This window comes from Cardinium endosymbiont cEper1 of Encarsia pergandiella (genome assembly GCF_000304455.1).
GTDB lineage: Bacteria > Bacteroidota > Bacteroidia > Cytophagales > Amoebophilaceae > Cardinium.
Genome location: NC_018605.1, coordinates 695788 through 714529, shown reverse-complemented (window position 1 = coordinate 714529; position 18742 = coordinate 695788). Strand labels below are relative to the sequence as shown.

Genomic DNA, 18742 nt, shown 5'->3' with positions numbered 1-18742 from the left:
CTGATGACCACAAAAGCACCGAGATATAGTTCTACTGCTGTTACCATATCTGATGTGATAAATTACCTAGAGCAAAATGTCCAGTTTCAAAGCCAGCATAGTGTGGCCACATCTCCTGTTGTAGTTGGTGATATAAGTAATATAGTAACGGGCATATTGATTGCCCTGGATATAACGGAAGCGTTATTGGATGAGGCTATTGAAAATAGCTGTAATTTTATAATCGTAAATCAGTCTTTTTTTACCCAACCATTGACTGAAATTACTCCAGAAAGTTATGCTGGGGGATGTATCATTAAAGCCATAAAGTATAAACTTACCATTTATATTTTTAGTACTAATTTAGACTATCTCGGTCAGGGAACTAGCCATCGAATCGCTCATTTGCTTGAGTTACAAGAAACCTACCCCATCATTCCTCAGAAAGCAAGTATGTATAGGCTTACGACCTTTCTGCTGCCCCATGCAGCCAAACATTTAATCCAATCTTTGTGCCAAGTAGGAGCTGTATTGGCTACTGAGCATCTAACTACTGTTGCCGTTAATGGCCACCCTGGAATAGGATTAGAAGCGATATCCTACTTTCCTGCTAGGTTAGGATTAGAATTTTTACAAGAAAGCCAGCTTACGTTTATGGTACCTATGTTTTGTAAGAAAAGAGTCATGCAAACTTTACTCCATGTACATCCTTATGAAAAGGTGACCTACTATTTAGAGCAGGTAGAAGTAATTATAAACAATAGAGGAAGTGGCGTATTCGGTAGTTTGCCTATAGAGTTGCCAGATAAATATTTTTTAAAATACATTAAAACAAAGTTGAATTTAGCCTATCTTCAACATACAAATTATTTCGACCGACCTATTAAAACAGTGGCCATTTATGCGGGCAGTGGTAGTGGATTGTTACAAGAAGTACTTGACAAGAAAATAGATGCGTTTATTACAACGGGCCTACAATATGAACAATTTTTAGAAGCGAATGGTAAAACATTACTCATCGATATAGGCCATCATGCGACTCGATTGGGTCTTAAAAAATTAATACTTGCATTATTATCAAAAGAATTTAATAATATTGTAATACTACGCTGTAAAACTATTACCAACCCTATTCACCACATTAACGATTAGCTAATGGATAAAAATATTGCAATTAAATTAAAAAAACTGTCTGATATTCAGGATGTTGATACAAATCTTAATAATATTTTGAAACTTAGAGGTACCCTTCCAGAAGAGGTATCTAAATTAGAGGCACAGATAGAGGCATTGTCTGCAACTATAGAAGAGCGTGCATTACTATTGACTAAACTAAAAGAGGAGGTAGTACATAAAAAAGCATTTATCAAGCAAGGTGAAAAAAAACTCCAGCAGTATGAAGCGCAGCAAATGGAAGTGCGAAATAATAGAGAATATGACGCCATTACCAAAGAACTTGATCTCCATAGATTGGATATTCAACTTGCAGAAAAATTTCTACATAATGCCTATGGCAATATAGAGCAAGACGAAGCTAATTTAGAAGCTTTTTCGAAACTTTTAGAATCAAAAAAATATGATTTAGTTTTAAAAAAAGAAGAACTTGAAATAATTTTAAAAGCAAGTGAAAGGGAAGAGCAAGCATTATTCCAAACAAGAAAAGAGATTATAGTTGTTTTAGGTGAGCCTTTGTATCTTACTTATGAAAGAATTAGAAAAAATGTACCTAATAATTTGGCAGTAGTTCCTATTAAAAAAGGGGCCTGTGGGGGATGTTGTATAGTCATTCCTCCTCAGCAAAAAATAGGTGTCTATGAACGCAATAAAATAGTACTTTGTGAACATTGTGGTAGAATGTTAATTGCTTTGGAGCAGCCTATTGATGCATTGCTATTCGTTGGCTAAAGCATAAGTGAAGATACTACGTTACTTAGGTGCTGTAATGTAATAAAAATAATTCATGTTACGCTTTTACGTTGCGTACCATTAAGATCAAAAAGTTATGGCAGAACAAGTATATTCACCTCAGGAGCTAAGGTTTTTTGAAAAGATTCTTTTAGAAAAATTAGAAAAAGCTAACCATGAGCTGCAAGTGTTGGAAAAAGTTTTGAGCCGACAAGAAGCAGGTCTAGAGGTTGCTGGTAAGCCATTTGAAGAAAATGCAGAGGTGATAGAGACAGAAAATGTGGGTCAATTAGCTGAGCGTCAGCAAAAGTTTATAAAACAAATTGAACTTGCTATTCAACGCATTAAAAATGGCACCTATGGTATTTGTGTTTTAACAGGTAAAGTTATAGATAAAGAACGTTTAAAGGTAGTCCCTCATACCATGTATGCAGTGGACGCAAAGTTAAATGCAAAAAAATAATCCTTAGGTTGTAAGTGTTATCATGCTCTATGGGCAGTTTTTCTATATAGCTCTTCTGCGGTGTCTTTAATACGGTTAAACAAATTTATTAGTAATGCTGGTCTTTGTGCAAGAAGGGAGGCAGATCAACGCATTAAGTCAGGTCATGTGACGGTCAATGGTGCAGTTGTACAACAGTTAGGTATAAAAGTACCAATCGATGCAGTAGTTACTTATAAGGGTATTCCTTTGCGTCCAGAAAAACTAAAGTATATACTTTTGAACAAACCAAGGGGATATGTGACTACACTACAAGATCCTGAAGGTAGAAAGACCGTTTTACATTTGATTAGTAAACGGTATTGTGCCCAACGTATCTACCCCGTTGGTCGGCTAGATTATGATACTACAGGGTTACTACTCCTAACCAATGATGGAGATTTGGCCTGTAAATTGTCGCATCCTGCCAGTAAAGTTAAGAAACTGTATCATGTAGTATTGAATAGGGCGATACAAATTGAAGATTTACATGCGGTTCAACAAGGTCTTTTACTAGAAGATGGCCTAGTCAAAGTAGATCAAGTCTCTATAGTAAAAGCAGATCCAACTCAAATAGGTATAGCCATCCATATGGGTAAAAATCGCATTATTAGAAGAATTTTTAGCCATTTAGGTTATATAGTCCACCAATTAGATAGGGTAGGTTATGCCCATCTTACTAAGCAACATATACCCCGCGGAAAATGGATCTTTTTGCAAGATAAAGAGGTGTTTAAACTTAAAAATTTGGTATAGACAGTGACTTGTTTTAAAACCTAATAAATACACTAATATTGATGTCCTTTTTAGCCTTTTTATATGTAGGCGCGTTAGAATAGTTGCATGTTGCCATCTTAGTTGTATGCTATTGTTTTGTCATAATGTACAGTGCTATGATCTCTAATCCTGTATGGTTCAATAGAAATATTTTCACCTAGACGAAAGCCTTTCTTTATATAAATCTTTCGTTTTTTTCTAGTTCTATGCGCACATTTAAACCACCCAAACCCATTATTTTATTGATACTTGATGGTTGGGGCTATTCAACAAAAGTTCGTTATAATGCTATTGCAGGTGCAAAAACGCCATATTGGGATTATTTAATGGAGACCTATCCCCATACATTATTGGATGCGTCTGGTGCTTCAGTAGGACTACCAGAAGGTCAAGTAGGTAATTCAGAAGTAGGTCATTTGACAATTGGCACAGGTCGTGTCCTAGACCAAGATTTGACACGTTTGAATAAAGCGATTGAAACAGGAGATTTTTTTACCAACAAAGTATTTTTATCTGCCTTAAGTAAGGCAAATAATAGTGGCGCATCCGTTCATATAGTAGGACTTTTATCACCTGGTGGGGTCCACAGCCATGAAAAACATATATACGCTTTGTTAGCGTTGTGTGGGAAAATGGCTGTACAAAACTGCTATATTCATGTTATGTTGGATGGACGTGATACACCACCTATTAGTGGTGTAACTTCCATCCAACATTTGCAAATGCAATGCAAACAAATAGGAATAGGTCAAATTGCTTCGCTTACTGGCCGATATTATGGAATGGATCGAGACCATCGTTGGGAGCGTACAGAAGCTGCTTATAATTGTATAGTAACAGGTCAAGCCGCCTATAATGCTTCAACCCCTTTAAGCGGTTTAGAAGCAGCTTATGCGCGGGGTGAAACAGATGAATTTGTACAGCCTACTTGTATTTGTCCATTAGATAGGTCACCTATAACGATTGATTCGGGAGATATTGTTTTTTTTATGAATTTTCGATCGGACCGTGTAAGGCAACTTAGTCGTGCTTTAGTCGATCCTAATTTTTCAAATTTTAAACGTACAATTTATCCTCATTTAGCTGATTTTGTTTCATTGACATCATACGCAGCTGATATTCCTAGTCGCATAGCTTTTCCCCCTTTATATATACAAAATGGCTTAGGGGCTTGTTTGTCCCAAGCTGGTTTAACGCAGCTGCGTATAGCAGAAACAGAAAAATATGCCCATGTGACTTTTTTTTTTAATGGAGGCGTTGAACAGCCTTTTCCCAATGAAAGCCGTCTACTGATTCCTTCTAAAAAAGTAGTTACCTATGATCTAGCGCCTGAGATGCGTATGGTAGAAATTACCCATCAAATGGTTCGAGCCATTGAACAAAAGGCTTATGATGTCATTGTTTGCAACTTTGCAAGTCCTGATATGTTGGGTCATACAGGTAATCAATTGGCTACAGAAGCAGCTATTACGGTTGTTGATCAATGTCTTGCTAAAATTATTGCTGCATTAAAGCAGCAAGGAGGTGAAGCGATTATTACAGCTGATCATGGTAATGCAGAATGTATGTATGATGCTAAAATACAACAGCCCCATACTGCCCATACCATCGCACCTGTTCCATTGATTTACGTTGGTCAGCCAGCTAAGCTGGCTAGCGCTGGCACATTAGCCGATGTAGCGCCAACCTTGTTATCCTTATTAGGCCTATCACCATCTAAAGAAATGAGTGGAAAAAATTTACTTCAATGGGTTGTGTGAAAGAGATGCAGCAGTACCATTACTATAATGCTATATTTTGTTTTTTTATAAATCATCTAGTCATTTATGTACACAGATAGGTCTAATCCATCCAACTTAGTAGTCAACCAAGAAGCCCAAACAGCTATTTTAATAGCGCTCATTACATTCCATCAGCCTCTGGCTAAAACAGAATCATACCTTACAGAATTGGCCTTTTTGGCAGGTACTTCTGGATTAAAAATTGTGAAAAATTTTATGCAAAGGTTAGAGCGTCCAAATGGTGCTACTTTTGTAGGTAAGGGTAAGGTAAAAGAGATAGCTGATTTTATAAAATCAGAAAAGATTAGATTTGCTATTTTTGATGATGAGCTTACGCCCTCACAAGTGCGTAATCTAGAAAGATTACTATCTTGCCAGATATTAGATAGAAGTTTATTGATCTTTAATATATTTTCCATGCGTGCCCAAACCAAACAAGCTAGAACACAAGTCGCATTGGCATACCATCAATATTTATTACCAAGGCTTACCAGAATGTGGAGCCATCTTACGAATCAGAAAGGAGGTAGTGCAGGTATGCGTGGTCCTGGCGAAAAAGAATTAGAGACGGATAAAAGAATGATTCAATATAAAATCACCCAACTCCGTAAAAAATTAGCCACTATTGCACAACAATGTACTACCAGACGCAAGGCGCGTATTGATTTAGTTCGGGTCGCATTGGTAGGGTATACAAATGTAGGAAAATCTACTTTAATGAAACTGCTATCTAAGTCAGATGTCTTGACCGATGATAAATTATTTGCTACAGTGGATGCTACTGTACGTAAGGTAGTATTAAATCAGCACTTTTTTTTACTAACTGACACGGTCGGATTTATTCGTAAACTACCCCACACGCTAGTGGAGTGTTTTAAGTCTACATTAGAAGAAATTAAAGAAGCCGATTTGCTGTTGCATATAGTAGATGGATCACATGATGGGTTTCAAGAGCAAATAGATATAGTTGATCAAACGCTAACAGAAATAGGTGCAGCAAATCTACCAAGAATTTTAGTATTCAATAAAATTGATATGATGCACCAAAGTAAGAAAGTTATGGTTATACAAGCAATAGATGCACCAGTTGCTTCCAGAACAGGGTTATATAGTCATGCTGTTAGTGGTTATCCTTCAGTTTGTATATCTGCCACGAAACAGCTACATATAGATCTTTTAAAAGAAATGATCACAAAACAAATAGAGGAAATTCAAGCAACAAAATATATAAAAGCTAGCTCTATTGGCTCTGTGGTTGATATTGGATAAGCTCTTTTCTTCTCTTAAATTTTAGCTATAGATCGATTTTATCCATTATAAACATACAACCCCCATATGACTGATCATTTCTTCAGGACGTTTCCAACGTTTTGTACTAAGCCTTCAATATATTGGATTAAATCGGTTGATACTAGATGGGCATATAGAACTGTTTCACCTTGTTTTACAAATAAATTAGGATCTATAGCAATTAAGTTTCTGGCATGAAGTAGCCGTTTATAGATTTTCCTCCTTATGGGGGGATGGTTGGGCCGAACCATAGGTAGGTATTTATGGTCTAGATCTTTTCTATCTAAGGCCATTAGGTTATGTACATTTTCTTCTTTACATAATTGGCTGGTTAGTGGAATCAAAGTATCATGTTTTGCCCCTTTTTTACCACTAATAAATAGTCCATAGGCTTCATTTAATTGGGCTATCGACTCCTGATTCTTGGCTGTTTTGATATGGGTGTTGAATAAGGATAGCAAATCATTGTGATAGGTACCGATTAGTAAACAAGGTATGTCAAGGTTATCTTTTAAAAACTTATATATGCCTTTTAGACATCTACTATTCGGAGCTATATCTTTTAACCCATTTACCGGTGCCCAGTCTAGACGAGCAAGTGTGTATACCCATCCTGCTACCGTGTTGATCCATTTGATTCTAGCTAATGGATAATCTATAAACGCTAATCCAGCTGTTGCATCGGATATAAATCGCTGCATATCCTTACGCGTGAGCTCAAGTAGCGGTGTGCCCATTAGTGGCGCATTAAGGGTAATGATCCCCAGTATATTGAGCTGAAATTTATACGATTTTCCTAAGGTGCAAGCCAATACACCACCTTGACTATATCCAATGATAATGAGAGGAAAAGAAATAGGATCTTTGTGATATCGGATCAGTTCAAGTTCTAGCCACTGAAGCATACCCGCTGCTTGTTGATCTATAGATTGTAGCAGAGATTTTAATCCTGTTCTACAAGTTGGTTGCATGATAAAAATCGCTTTCCCAAATTGTTTAGTCAACTTTTCTGCAATGGGTTTTAGCTCATCTGCCCGTGCGTACAAACCATGTAAAAGCAAAACGGCAAAACTAGCTGCTTGATCTAAGCTAGATAAATCTATTTTATTTTTTGTGTGCATAAACTCTGTGATTCGTAATAATATTGAGGCAGTTTCTATAGATAGTTATTGTAATTTTTTTAAGTTTTTAGTTCTATTTTTTGTAATTTTTTAGGTTAGGGATGCATATAATTCATTATTTATTGGTTTTCACATTAATTTTATACATTTTAGATAGACCATCCCCCTAAATACCTTTTAATATGATATTTGGCGCCCTATATAAATTATAGGCTACAGCTCCCATAACATGTTGCGTATGGCTTTTATCCAGTCCTATATACCTAGTCCCTGCACTACGGAACCACCTCTTAATGCTACCAAATACTCTTTCTACTTTATAGCGCGTCTTAGATACCAATTTATAATATATTTAATCCATAACTGACGTTAATAGAGGGTGTAGTCTAAATCTTCATCTGCAAAATTAGAGTTAGACTATCCATATTTTTTTCATTAAATTTGTAAAAAACTGAAAAATAATTTATACAGATACAGTTGGTGTCTACTCTTAAATGTATGATTCGTAGAGGGTTGTTACACTAAAAATTTAGGATTAAGTATTGACTTGTAATAGATTTATCTATTTTATTTATGAAAGTGAATTCTAGATTATAATATTTTTAATTTGATAATCATTTATAAAAGTTTATTTATAAACAGTTGTATAAAGAATTTTTATTTTTTATATAAATTATTTTGGTTATTAAGTTTTTGTGTTAAAAATTATTTGATTTTGTAAAGTACAATAGCTAATTTTCTAGTAAAAATACGAATAAAATACTGTATTAAAACAGCTTTAAATCAAGTAGGTAAGTATATAATTCAAGTTATTATATTGGGATTTCAAAAAACAAAATACTATAACCTGATTATTTTTAGGATATTTGAGACAGTATTGAATCTTAATTATTAATAGCTTTACTGTAAGTTTATGTTGACCTCAAAATTTCTAAATCCAAAAAACGATGTAGCCTTTCGTAAAATATTTGGTAGTGAAAAACATAAAGATATTCTTATTCATTTTATCAATGATGTGCTAGATCTAAAAGGCTCAGATAAGGTACAAGACGTTAGATTCTTATCTACTATTCAAGATCCAGATATTGCCTGTAAAAAAGAGAGTATAGTAGACGTATTATGTACAGATCAATATGGGAAGCAAATAATAGTAGAGATGCAGGTAGCTCCTCAAGAAGGTTTTGAAAAGAGAGCTCAGCACTATGCCTCTAAAGCCTATTCCAGGCAACTCAACGTAGGTCAAGAAGTAGGTGCTAGATACCAAGATCTCCAAGGAGTAATCTTTATAGCTATTACGGATTATATTGTTTTCCCTACAAAAAAAGATTATTTATCTAATCATGTTATTGTAGACTCTAAAACATATGCAAGAGATTTAAAAGATTTTTCGTTCACTTTTATAGAATTACCCAAATTTAAGATCAAATCTATCGAATTGCTCTCTACAATGATAGAGAAATGGTGCTACTTTTTTAAATATGCGTCCTCTACTAGTGAAGAAGAGGTACGTAAAATAATAGATTCAGACTTAGTGATCCAACGTGCGTATGAAGCGTTAAATCGTTTCAATTGGTCAGAAGAAGAATTAAGGACCTATGAGCAAGAGATCAAGCGGATTATCGATAATCAGGCTGCAGAAGACTATATAAAAGAAAAGGCTAGACAAGAAGGTGAACAGAAAGGTAGACAAGAAGGTAGACAAGAAGGTAGACAAGAAGGTAGACAAGAAGGTAGACAAGAAGGTAGACAAGAAGGTAGACAAGAAGGTAGACAAGAAGGTAGACAAGAAGGTAGACAAGAAGGTAGACAAGAAGGTAGACAAGAAGGTAGACAAGAAGGTAGACAAGAAGGTAGACAAGAAGGTAGACAAGAAGGTAGACAAGAAGGTAGACAAGAAGGTAGACAAGAAGGCATCCGAATAGGCGAAGAAAAAGGTAAGCTAGAGGGAGAAAAAGAGAAAGCTATTTCTATAGCTAGGGTTATTCTTAAAGATGGCTTCCAAGTAGAAAAAGTAATGTTATTTACTGGCTTATCTAAGTCTGATATTCAGCCTATTTAATAGTATTTATCTACTTTTAAGTGCTTTTTCTAAAAGTTGAATGCATTTTTTATGGTTATTCTCCCTGGCGTAATACCCAAAATTTGGGATAAGGGGGGGGCAGTCTATACAAAATCAACCATAGACCCAGACAGAGCCTCTATTCATAGTTGGAATGAGGCTATGGCACATTTTTTAATTAAATTCGAAAATAGAATTTAAAACACATAAAAATATTTTACACAGTTAAATGGACAGAGCCTTTTTACTGTCTGTAAGATTAAATCTTGACTTCTACAAATCGTTAATGCCCTGTTTAATCTCTTTAATATTTTTAAAGTCATTTATAAACAAGCAGTTATATTTTATTGTTCTAAAAAAACGCTCTATAACTACATTATCAATACTTCTACCTTGCCCATTCATTGATATTTTAATACCATACTTTTTTAACAATTGTATGTGACCATGACTGGTATATTGACTTCCATGATCGCTATTAAAGTACTCTGGAGCAGGATATTTGCTAAGAGCTTCTTCTAAAATATCTGTTACAAGTGTTGTATCCATACTGTTAGATACTTTATAGCTCAATATAGCCTTACTATGCCAGTCTATTATAGCTGCAAAATAGATAAATCCATTATTAGTTTTAATATAAGTTATATCCCCGCTCCAAACCTGATTTGATTTAGGTACATAAAGACGCCTGGTCTGACCAGAGGAAAACCAATACTTATCTAGTAAATAACCATGTGCTTTATATTTAGAAGACTTAAAAGAAGTAAAAACTTTTTTACGCGGATAAACAGCACATAAGCCCATTCTACGCATATAATGTAGCACACGATTTTTTCCTATAGACAAACCATCTTCTAATAACTGGTTATATATATAACGGTATCCGTATTCTGGATGATCGATATAAATATCAGCTATTTTATTGATAAGCTCCTTATTAAAACTATCTTCTATACTAGATTTATAATATAAAAAAGAACGATTAATCGATAATAATTTACATTGTCTTGCCTTAAGTAAATGAGTAAGCTTGGATTCGACAAGACCTTTTTTACTTAATAAGTCCAAGCTCTTTAGCTTTCCCACTGCCCAGTCCCGCTCAACTGTAGTTTTACCTAATGTCTTGGCTAAGGAATCATTTTCATCCTTTAAATGAGCTATTTCATCTTTGTATGCACTAACAACTTTGGATGGATCAAAAGCTAAATAAGCATGCTCCATAAACTGATGTTTCCAATTTTGAAGTGTTTTGCTAGTTACTCCATACTTGGACGATAACTCTACTAACGTCAATTCTTCTTTTAATAAATCTAAGACTATTTTAGTCTTCTCTACTGAACTAAACTTTCTAACCTTTTTTCTTCCCATTTTATAAACTCGTTTGTGAAACAATAAAACTAGTACAATACGAAACAAAGTATCTAATTTTCTGTCCGATTTTTTCGGTCCACTATACTTGTTTCCCTTTTTTATGGCAAGTAGCCCATTGATCTGGTTCTATTATATGTACTGTAGGGGAAACATGATACGGGTTAATATACTTTTTAACATGAGGGAAATTACTCAGCACCCATAGTATAATAATTATACAATACTTCATAACTGTTTAGTCCCAGTAAGAAATGGTTTGGATTAGTATTAAAATATTCTGGATTTTTTCCCATGTATCCAAAATAGCTTTCCAAGGAGTTTTTCCTTTTAGTGCTTTTAATCGTTTAGCAAAATTGTAAGCCATCAAGTAAGCATGTAAATGAGTTTTTAATTGAATTATGATTAGCATACATAAAATTATGCACCGTAGCTTCCTTTAAAGTCCTATTCATGCGCTCTACTTGACCCTTGGTCCATAGATGCTTCACTTTAGTTTTTCTATGTTCAATAGCATGTGCTTTGCAAACCCTATCAAATATATTCGGAAAAGCATGCCTGTGTTGTTGATAATGGGTAAACTGAATGCCATTATCGGTTAATATCTTATGAATCCTATAAGGTACTGATTGAATTAAATTACCTAAGAACTCTACTGCTAACATCTTGGTTTGTTTTGTATGTAATTCAGCATATGCAAACTTAGATACCCGATCAATAGCTACATACAAATATAGTTTACCCTCTACTGTGCTTACTTCTGCTATATCTATATGAAAATAACCAATGGGATAAGATTTAAATTTTTTTTCTGATTAATAAAAGGTTTATCTTTTGGTAAAACAGAACAACCATGACGTTTAAAGCAACGATGTAAGGTAGATCTAGTTAAATGAGGAATAGTCTCTTGAAGACTATATAATACATCATCAAGTGGCAGTTGAGTCAGCTTTCTAAAAGCTATGACTGCTGCCTCCTGAGAACTACTTAATACTTTAGATCTACGTTCTTTAGGACCCATAGGTAAGTCTTTAGGACTTGCTCTTTTACGCCATTTAACTACTGTTTTAGGATTAACATTAAATAATTTAGAGGTCTCTTTTATGCTCTTTTTACATAAACGTATTGCTCTACGGGTTGCCTCCGTTGTTCTGGCATTTGAGTGTAATATTTGTACGATAAATCATCTTGCCATTTATTTGTTGAAGCATATAATATACCACAATTATACGGGACTAAACAAACCAGCAGTTTGCTAAATATGCGGTATGGATTGTTCTATACCGGGGGTTCGAATCCCCCCCTATCCGCTTTTTATTTTGCTTATAGATTCGGGACGTAGCGTAGCTCGGTTATCGCGTCTGCTTTGGGAGCAGAAGGTCGCAGGTTCGAATCCTGCCGCCCCGACTGACAAGTTGATAGCAAATGTCAACCAGTTTCATGGGGCTTCTTTCTCACTTAGGTTCTATCTCTTTAGTAGTGCAAGCTTGCCAAGTGACTAAAACTAAATAAATATATCTTAGGTTCCGTAGCTCAATGGATAGAGCAACTGCCTTCTAAGCAGTAGGTTTGAAGGTGCGAATCCTTCCGGAACCACTCTATAAGGATAGATTGGGCAATTTGAGACCACTCTAGTAGAAAATTTCAACGTGTTAAAGTATTATTTTTATATTTTAACGTGATTGAGTGCTTCTATAATAGATTGATGTCCCTTTCGAGTAGCCAAAGTAAGCGCTGTTTCTTGCCATTGGTTGGTTATATTAAGATTGGCACCGGCTGCAAGCAGTTGCTTTAGGATCGCACTATGACCTTTTTTAGCTGCCCACATCAACGCAGTATTACCTGAATGGGTTTGTATATCAAGACGAGCACCAGATTCTAACAATAGCTGTATACTTTCTTTTGAACCATTTTTGACCGCCAAAATCAGCGCAGTATTACCTACATTACTGGACAAATTTGGATCAGCGCCCGCGCGAAGCAACGCATTAACAATGGCAGGATAATTGTACTGTGCTGCATACATCAATGGTGTTAATTCCGCAATCGCATCTACACCAAAAAGGGTTTGCACGATCTTTTGTCCTTGAATTTGAAGATTAACAGTAGCCGCTAGTTTACTTTTACCCAATTGATTGAACGATGCACCTGCAGCTATTAATGCCTGAACAATTGGTAGATGACCCATTTTAGCTGCTTGTATAATAGGGGTAAATCCTTGATGATTGGCTAAGCTTAGACTAGCACCAGCAGCCAATAACACTTGAACTATTTCAAAATGGCCATTTTGAATGGCACATAATAATGCTGTATCACCCTCTATGGTTTGAATATTTAGATCGGCTTTTGCAGCAATAAGTACTTTAAAAATATCTACATGCCCTTTCCAAGCCGCTTGCATAAGAGGCGTTACCTGATGCGCATTTGCTTGATCCACTTGTACACCAGCTGCAATAAATCGCTCTACAACGGCCAGATTACCTCCTATTACTGCCCGCATAAACGGGGTTTCATCACCAGCTGTAGGGGAGTCTAATTTTGCACCTGCCTGGAGCAATGGATCAACTAGGGATAGATCCGTAGCTGCATAACCTAAGGGTGTCTCACCTGCAGCAGTTGGTACATTAGGATCCGCAGCTGAGGCAAGCAGTTTCTGGACCACTGCTTTATGCCCTTTGGCAACAGCATAGGTAAGGGCAGTATAACCCAGATGGGTAGTGGCATTCAGTTCCGCACCTCCTTCGATCAATTGTGCAACCAGATCATGATCTCCGTTCAATGCAGCAACTATTAGTGGGGTAACCCCCTTTTGATTGGCCATATGAATGGATGCTCCTGCTTTGATAAGCCGCTTGGCCATATCCGTATAGCCCATAGCAGTTGCCTGAAGTAAAGCAGTAACAGCTGATGCTGTTTTCTTATTAAGATCGGCTCCCGCAGCAATGAGTTGATCTACTACTGCCTGCTGGTTCGCTCTAATAGCTATGATTAAAGGCGTAGCAGCTGTATTATTTTGACTATTTAAATGAGCCCCGGCTTCTATTAATCTAGAGACCACTTCGGTATGCCCTGCAGCAGCAGCTACCATTAAAAAGGTATAACCATTCGATGTTTGTATATTTAAATTGGTTTTAGGACGGATCAATTTATTTATAAGGGCTAGATCGTTTTGGTAGACTGCCTTAAACAGCGCATCAACTGGTTTATTATTTACAAAACTAGCCCCTGCTTTGATAAGCTGACCGGCAATGGTAGTATGACCTTGGAAGACGGCCGTTATTAAAGCAGCTGTACCTTGATAAGATCGAAGGTTAACTTTTGGTTTGGTATGGCGTAGGAGTTGATCGACCAATTTGCTTTGCCCTCTTGCTACAGCCATGGTTAATGGCGTATCCTTTAAACCCGTTTGTATATTTGGGTTGGCACCTGCCCGTAGTAGCCTTAAGGCAATTGGCTCATAGCCTTGTTCAATGGCGCACATAAGTGCGGTATAGCCTCCATTATCTTGCAAATTTAATTTGGCTTTTGCCTCTACTAACCTAGCTACAACTGCATCGTGGCCATGGATAACAGCTGCCATTAATGGAGACTCTTTGTAACATTTCGTACAGGCATCTACTTTAGCCCCCTGCTTTAACAAAGCATCCACCCATTTAATATGACCCCTTAAGGCTGCGTAGTACAAAAGGGGACAACCATCATCACTTAGCTGGTGCACTGTTTTTTTATCTAATTGATCAGATTGACCTTCAAAAACAGCTAAACATAATTTGTGGATATCTTCATCCGAATGAAAGCGTGCACCCGCCCCAATTAACCTTTTAGCAATAGAGAGATTTTTATGTCTCAATGCTTCACTTAATGGAGAAAGACGACGGGTATGCTGGTAATTGACGATGATACCTTGCTCAAGTAGCTGATCTACGATGGTTTCATGGCCATATACGACTGCCAATGAAAGGGCTGTTTCCCCAGTTTTAACTAAAATTAAATCAGATCTAGCCCCTGCGGCCAACAACTGCATGGCTACATCTATATGGCCAGCTTTTATAGCCACCATAAGGGGGGTACCCTGGTCTGTATGACCGTCTATATCCGCACCAGCTGTTAATAACTTCTGGAGAATGCTCCGGTAGCCCTGCTTAGCCGCTAAAATAAGCGGCGTATCGCCATTGGTAGCGGCAACATCTAATGGTGCATGGGCTTGTATCAAACGGGTGGCTGCAGCCGTTTGGCCCTGTTGTATGGCCAGCATTAAGGCAGTATAACCGCCTTTCTTTTTAGCGGTTAATGCTACCTGAGCACCTGCTTGAATGAGTTGGTCCATCACCTCTACGTAACCTTTTTGAGCAGCTAGCATCAGGGCAGTAGCAGCTTGTTTGTTTTCTTGTAGATCTAATCTAGCCCCTGCATGAAGCAACTTTGCTACCAACTTACCATGACCACGCTTGGCTGCTATCATTAAGGCAGTAGTACCATTTTTGGTTGATTGATCTATGTTAGTTTTGTTTGTATGGATCAATGCTTCTACCGTTTTAAGATCACCTGCTCTAACGGCCATAAACCAATCTTTAGCAAATACCTGATGGATACAAAGAACAATGATGGCTAAACAGGTTAACAACCGTTGAATGATTTTCATAATAATATAATTTATATAGCGTGGTTTTGTAGTCTTACCGGTAGTTACCAAACAACTGGCTCGTATAAAATAGGGACTCTAGTAGTCAGCATGACTACATTAATTTTACTGAGTTGCACTTGCTTTTTTATACTATATAGGTTAGCCATACAGGGTAGTATGCGTTTAAAAATAGCTTCCTCTTCCTTAAATCTTGCTGCTTGAATAGAACTTACAATAGCATTTGTAAGCAGGCCAGTCAAAATACCATTGCTATAATCTCGATAATTTCCTTGATTTTTTTTATAGTTTTGGTAGTGATTATAATCACGCTCTGCCAACAACTGAGCTGTATAATATCGTTGGATAAGCTTCCAAGTAGCTTTTTCGCTGTCCTCAGTAAAACTTTTAAGCCGTTCTCCAGCATAGATACTGCATATTATATCTGCATCGCTAGTAATATCTATTCTATTGATATCCAGTCCTATACAATGGTCACCCGAATGGTAAAAAGTAGCGTATTTGGCTAATTTTCTGGGATTTTCTAGACAAAGAGAAGTATACGCAATGATATCATATGCGGGTTCTTTAACTTTAGTGCTTTTCTTTTTTTTATTTTTATGCTTTTTTTGCTGTTCTGGATCGTCCTGAACAGCTGTTTTTTTTGTCTTTGCTTCTACAGATGGTATGGGCATAGAGACTAAACTGCAGCAGCACAAGAAACAGTAGTACAATATTCTTTTAAAGTAGCAGAATATACCCCGCTTGAATAATGGTTGTTCCATAACCTTATAGATCATTTATTATTGAATTAAAACGCAGCATGAAAATAGATAGAGACAGCTTTATACAATAAGGTTAAGGTATAACCTGATGACAAAGTAGATAACACTGGTTATTTAAAACTTAAAGAGAGATTTACACCAAGCAGAAAAGAAGGTTTAAATACCGATTGATTACCATCTTTAAATAAATTATTAAGCTCCGTTAAAAGTTTTAGTGAAAGACGTGCATCTACTCTATCTAAAACTACTCCTAGCCCAATTCTAGGAATAACCTTCCATCCCATCAAGTCAAATATTTTTTGTTTGTTTTCTGTTATATTAGCATTTTTATACCCAATACCGAATACGCCCAATAGACTTATATTATCTGATACAGGTAGCATAGGCATACAGTCTAAACCAAAACCAAGGGTATAGAAACTGAGGTCAGTTTTAATAGGCTCACTCCTGAATAAATATTCTTTCCTTCCTGCATAGCTGTGCAACCATTCAAAAGCTAACTCGGTAGCAAAATATTGCATCCACTGGCGTCCTACCAATGCCCCCAATAGAACAGCACCCCTGGAGTAACTACCCCCCAGACAAATTATTTTGGGGTGGTTGACATTAAGACTTGCATATCCTAATTGGGACTTAATACCTGTATAAAAGTAATGCTTTAGATCTTGATGCGGAGTCCCTAATCTAATCCTAAAAGCTGCTGCTTGATGGGTAAAAATTAGACTTATTATTATAGCATAACTTAATCGTTTAAAAAGCTGGATAAAACGGTACATAACATTTTTTATTAAAAACAAAATAGATAATGTATAAAACAAATTTCTCTTACAAAAATTTTCTATGCAACTGAATGGATTTTTATCCTAGGATTATTTATATAAAATTCCAAGCAATACAACTGTAATATAGAAGGGTTAAATATAGAGTGATTGCTACGCTGAAAAAAATGATTAAAGCTTACTACCAGATTTATAGAAAAAGGGCTAGCCTTTAACAATAGATGAAAGCTAACCCTTAAGTGAAACAAACAAAACAAGTAAAATACTTAACCTGAAACACTACGTCCAAAAGAACGAGATCTAAACCGATTAAAATTTGTGCTTTGTCTAAATGGCCTTTTTACTTCTTTTTCTACTGGATCATTATGAATAATACGCCAAAGCCTTCTTTCTTGGGGAGAAGAAATCATAGACAAAGCAAAACCTGTAGCACCCGCTCTACCGGTTCTACCAATTCTATGGGTATAATCTTCAGCAGCTTGGGGAAAATCATAATTGATTACATGCTTGATATGATCAATATCTAATCCCCTTGCAGCGACATCAGTTGCTACAATAATAGTATAATGCTTATTTCTAAAGTCCTTTATGACACGCTTCCGTTGGTGTTGCTTTAATCCACCATGAATGGCGCAAACTTTAAAATTTGCTTGCTGTAATTGATAACTGATGCTATCTGCCTTTATTTGCGTTCTTACGAAAACAATAATAGACCCTTCCCGTTGATTAAGTTGCTCCAATAAAACTTGGAATTTTGCAGCCTCTGGCACATAAAGAGATTCTTCTTCTATGTTTTTAGGCTCATCATCAGATACTTCGACATTAATACGTGCCGGTTGCCTTAAATAAGACCCAGCCAATCGCTCAATGTTTCTATCCAAGGTAGCCGAAAACATCAATGTTTGTCGTTCTATCGGCAAACGCTTAATAATTTTATCTATTTGAATAGAAAAACCCATATCTAACATTCGGTCGATTTCATCCAATACCAAAAAGGTAGTACGTTGCAAATGTAGTGAGCCTCTACATAAATGATCTTCTACACGACCAGGTGTACCTACAATAATATTAGGGTTCGTGCGCAAACGCATTAACTGCTTGCCAATGGGCTCACCTCCTATTAACAATACCGTACGCAAGTGGCTACAACCACGAATCATACTCGACATCACACCTGCCACTTGTTCAGCAAGCTCCCGTGTGGGGGCCAATACGAGTACACGCGCCTCAGGCCGATCCATAAGCTGTGCAACTACAGGTATAGAAAAAGCAGCTGTTTTTCCACTACCTGTTTTAGAAGAACCTAAAATGTCTTGGCCGGTTAAAGCTACTGGAATCACTTGGTCTTGAATAGCAGTAGGATGATCATACTGCATCTTGGCCAACGCTCCCAAAAGAGCTGATGGCAAATTATATGTTTGAAAAGTATTACTCAATGTATATTAAAGTATAATATTAAAATTTAAATCATTCTTCTTCTGTTCCTTACACATCAAGTACCTTAATGTTACTAGCTACTTCTTTGCCTCTATCGCTGGTTATTTCAAAACCTACTGATTGACCTTGGTCTATCATGCTTACTCTAGACGCTACAAGCGCACTTATATGAACAAAAACATCTTTACCTCCATTTACCGGTTTTATAAATCCATAACCTTTGGCTGGATCAAACCATTTTACTACTCCTTCCATCATGGAAAACAAAAAAAACTATTATTAAAAATTAAACGCGAAGCGCCTTAACTTACCTTTTACTTATAAAATTGTTAAATGAGCAACCTATAGGCACCTTGACT

At 36.4% G+C, this 18742-nt stretch carries 15 protein-coding genes, 2 tRNA genes and 2 pseudogenes; 10 read left to right on the top strand and 9 right to left on the bottom strand.

Translation table 11 applies throughout. From position 1 onward, the window contains the following. The first annotated feature begins 3 nt into the window (after positions 1–3). The 6 genes from AL022_RS03185 (at position 4) to hflX (ending at position 6192) form a co-directional block, all read left to right on the top strand. The gene (locus AL022_RS03185) at positions 4–1131 is read left to right on the top strand and encodes a Nif3-like dinuclear metal center hexameric protein (RefSeq protein WP_014934840.1); all 1128 of its coding nucleotides are present in this window, start codon (positions 4–6) and stop codon (positions 1129–1131) included. 3 nt (positions 1132–1134) lie between these two features. Next, the gene (locus tag AL022_RS03180) at positions 1135–1884 is read left to right on the top strand and encodes a zinc ribbon domain-containing protein (protein WP_014934839.1); all 750 of its coding nucleotides are present in this window, start codon (positions 1135–1137) and stop codon (positions 1882–1884) included. 97 nt (positions 1885–1981) lie between these two features. Next, positions 1982–2347 carry a TraR/DksA family transcriptional regulator gene (locus AL022_RS03175; protein ID WP_014934838.1) on the top strand — a complete coding sequence of 122 codons (366 nt, stop codon included), beginning with the start codon at positions 1982–1984 and terminating at the stop codon, positions 2345–2347. A gap of 60 nt (positions 2348–2407) precedes the next feature. Continuing rightward, on the top strand, positions 2408–3121 hold the full coding sequence (locus AL022_RS03170) for a pseudouridine synthase (RefSeq protein WP_014934837.1): 714 nt from the start codon (positions 2408–2410) through the stop codon (positions 3119–3121). A 227-nt stretch (positions 3122–3348) separates the two neighbouring features. Further along, a complete protein-coding gene (gpmI, locus tag AL022_RS03165) occupies positions 3349–4902 on the top strand; it encodes a 2,3-bisphosphoglycerate-independent phosphoglycerate mutase (RefSeq protein ID WP_014934836.1) in 1554 nt (517 codons plus the stop codon). A 66-nt stretch (positions 4903–4968) separates the two neighbouring features. After that, positions 4969–6192 (top strand): GTPase HflX, encoded by a 1224-nt coding sequence (hflX, locus tag AL022_RS03160; RefSeq protein ID WP_014934835.1) that lies wholly within the window; start codon positions 4969–4971, stop codon positions 6190–6192. Between the two features lie 74 nt (positions 6193–6266). On the opposite strand, the gene AL022_RS03155 is transcribed toward hflX, so the two are convergent. Beyond that, positions 6267–7334, bottom strand: a complete 1068-nt coding sequence (locus AL022_RS03155; RefSeq protein WP_014934834.1) for an alpha/beta hydrolase — start codon at positions 7332–7334, stop codon at positions 6267–6269. A 166-nt stretch (positions 7335–7500) separates the two neighbouring features. Next, positions 7501–7683 (bottom strand): annotated as a pseudogene (locus tag AL022_RS04405) (transposase); the annotation flags it as partial. Between the two features lie 564 nt (positions 7684–8247). On the opposite strand from AL022_RS04405, the gene AL022_RS03145 reads away from it, so the two are divergent. Then, on the top strand, positions 8248–9393 hold the full coding sequence (locus tag AL022_RS03145; protein ID WP_014934832.1) for an Rpn family recombination-promoting nuclease/putative transposase: 1146 nt from the start codon (positions 8248–8250) through the stop codon (positions 9391–9393). 51 nt (positions 9394–9444) lie between these two features. Next, positions 9445–9594 carry a hypothetical protein gene (locus tag AL022_RS04510; protein ID WP_014934831.1) on the top strand — a complete coding sequence of 50 codons (150 nt, stop codon included), beginning with the start codon at positions 9445–9447 and terminating at the stop codon, positions 9592–9594. A gap of 72 nt (positions 9595–9666) precedes the next feature. Here the strand turns inward: AL022_RS04510 and AL022_RS03140 are convergent, their stop codons facing one another. Further along, positions 9667–10761, bottom strand: a complete 1095-nt coding sequence (locus tag AL022_RS03140) for an IS3 family transposase (RefSeq protein ID WP_014934830.1) — start codon at positions 10759–10761, stop codon at positions 9667–9669. A 191-nt stretch (positions 10762–10952) separates the two neighbouring features. Then, positions 10953–11941, bottom strand: a pseudogene (locus AL022_RS04315) (IS481 family transposase). A gap of 152 nt (positions 11942–12093) precedes the next feature. Here AL022_RS04315 and AL022_RS03125 point away from each other — a divergent pair. Continuing rightward, positions 12094–12168 (top strand) — tRNA-Pro (locus tag AL022_RS03125). 115 nt (positions 12169–12283) lie between these two features. Further along, positions 12284–12357: transfer RNA gene (locus AL022_RS03120), tRNA-Arg, on the top strand. Between the two features lie 70 nt (positions 12358–12427). Here the strand turns inward: AL022_RS03120 and AL022_RS03115 are convergent. The 5 genes from AL022_RS03115 to AL022_RS03095 form a co-directional block, all read right to left on the bottom strand. After that, on the bottom strand, positions 12428–15403 hold the full coding sequence (locus AL022_RS03115; RefSeq protein ID WP_014934824.1) for an ankyrin repeat domain-containing protein: 2976 nt from the start codon (positions 15401–15403) through the stop codon (positions 12428–12430). Positions 15404–15447: 44 nt separating this feature from the next. Next, on the bottom strand, positions 15448–16077 hold the full coding sequence (locus AL022_RS03110) for a hypothetical protein (RefSeq protein WP_041546129.1): 630 nt from the start codon (positions 16075–16077) through the stop codon (positions 15448–15450). 200 nt (positions 16078–16277) lie between these two features. Continuing rightward, positions 16278–16943 carry a hypothetical protein gene (locus tag AL022_RS03105; RefSeq protein WP_014934822.1) on the bottom strand — a complete coding sequence of 222 codons (666 nt, stop codon included), beginning with the start codon at positions 16941–16943 and terminating at the stop codon, positions 16278–16280. A 269-nt stretch (positions 16944–17212) separates the two neighbouring features. Further along, complete coding sequence (locus AL022_RS03100) at positions 17213–18382, bottom strand: DEAD/DEAH box helicase (RefSeq protein ID WP_014934821.1); 1170 nt, start codon at positions 18380–18382, stop codon at positions 17213–17215. A gap of 49 nt (positions 18383–18431) precedes the next feature. Continuing rightward, complete coding sequence (locus AL022_RS03095; RefSeq protein ID WP_014934820.1) at positions 18432–18641, bottom strand: cold-shock protein; 210 nt, start codon at positions 18639–18641, stop codon at positions 18432–18434. Positions 18642–18742: the final 101 nt, after the last annotated feature.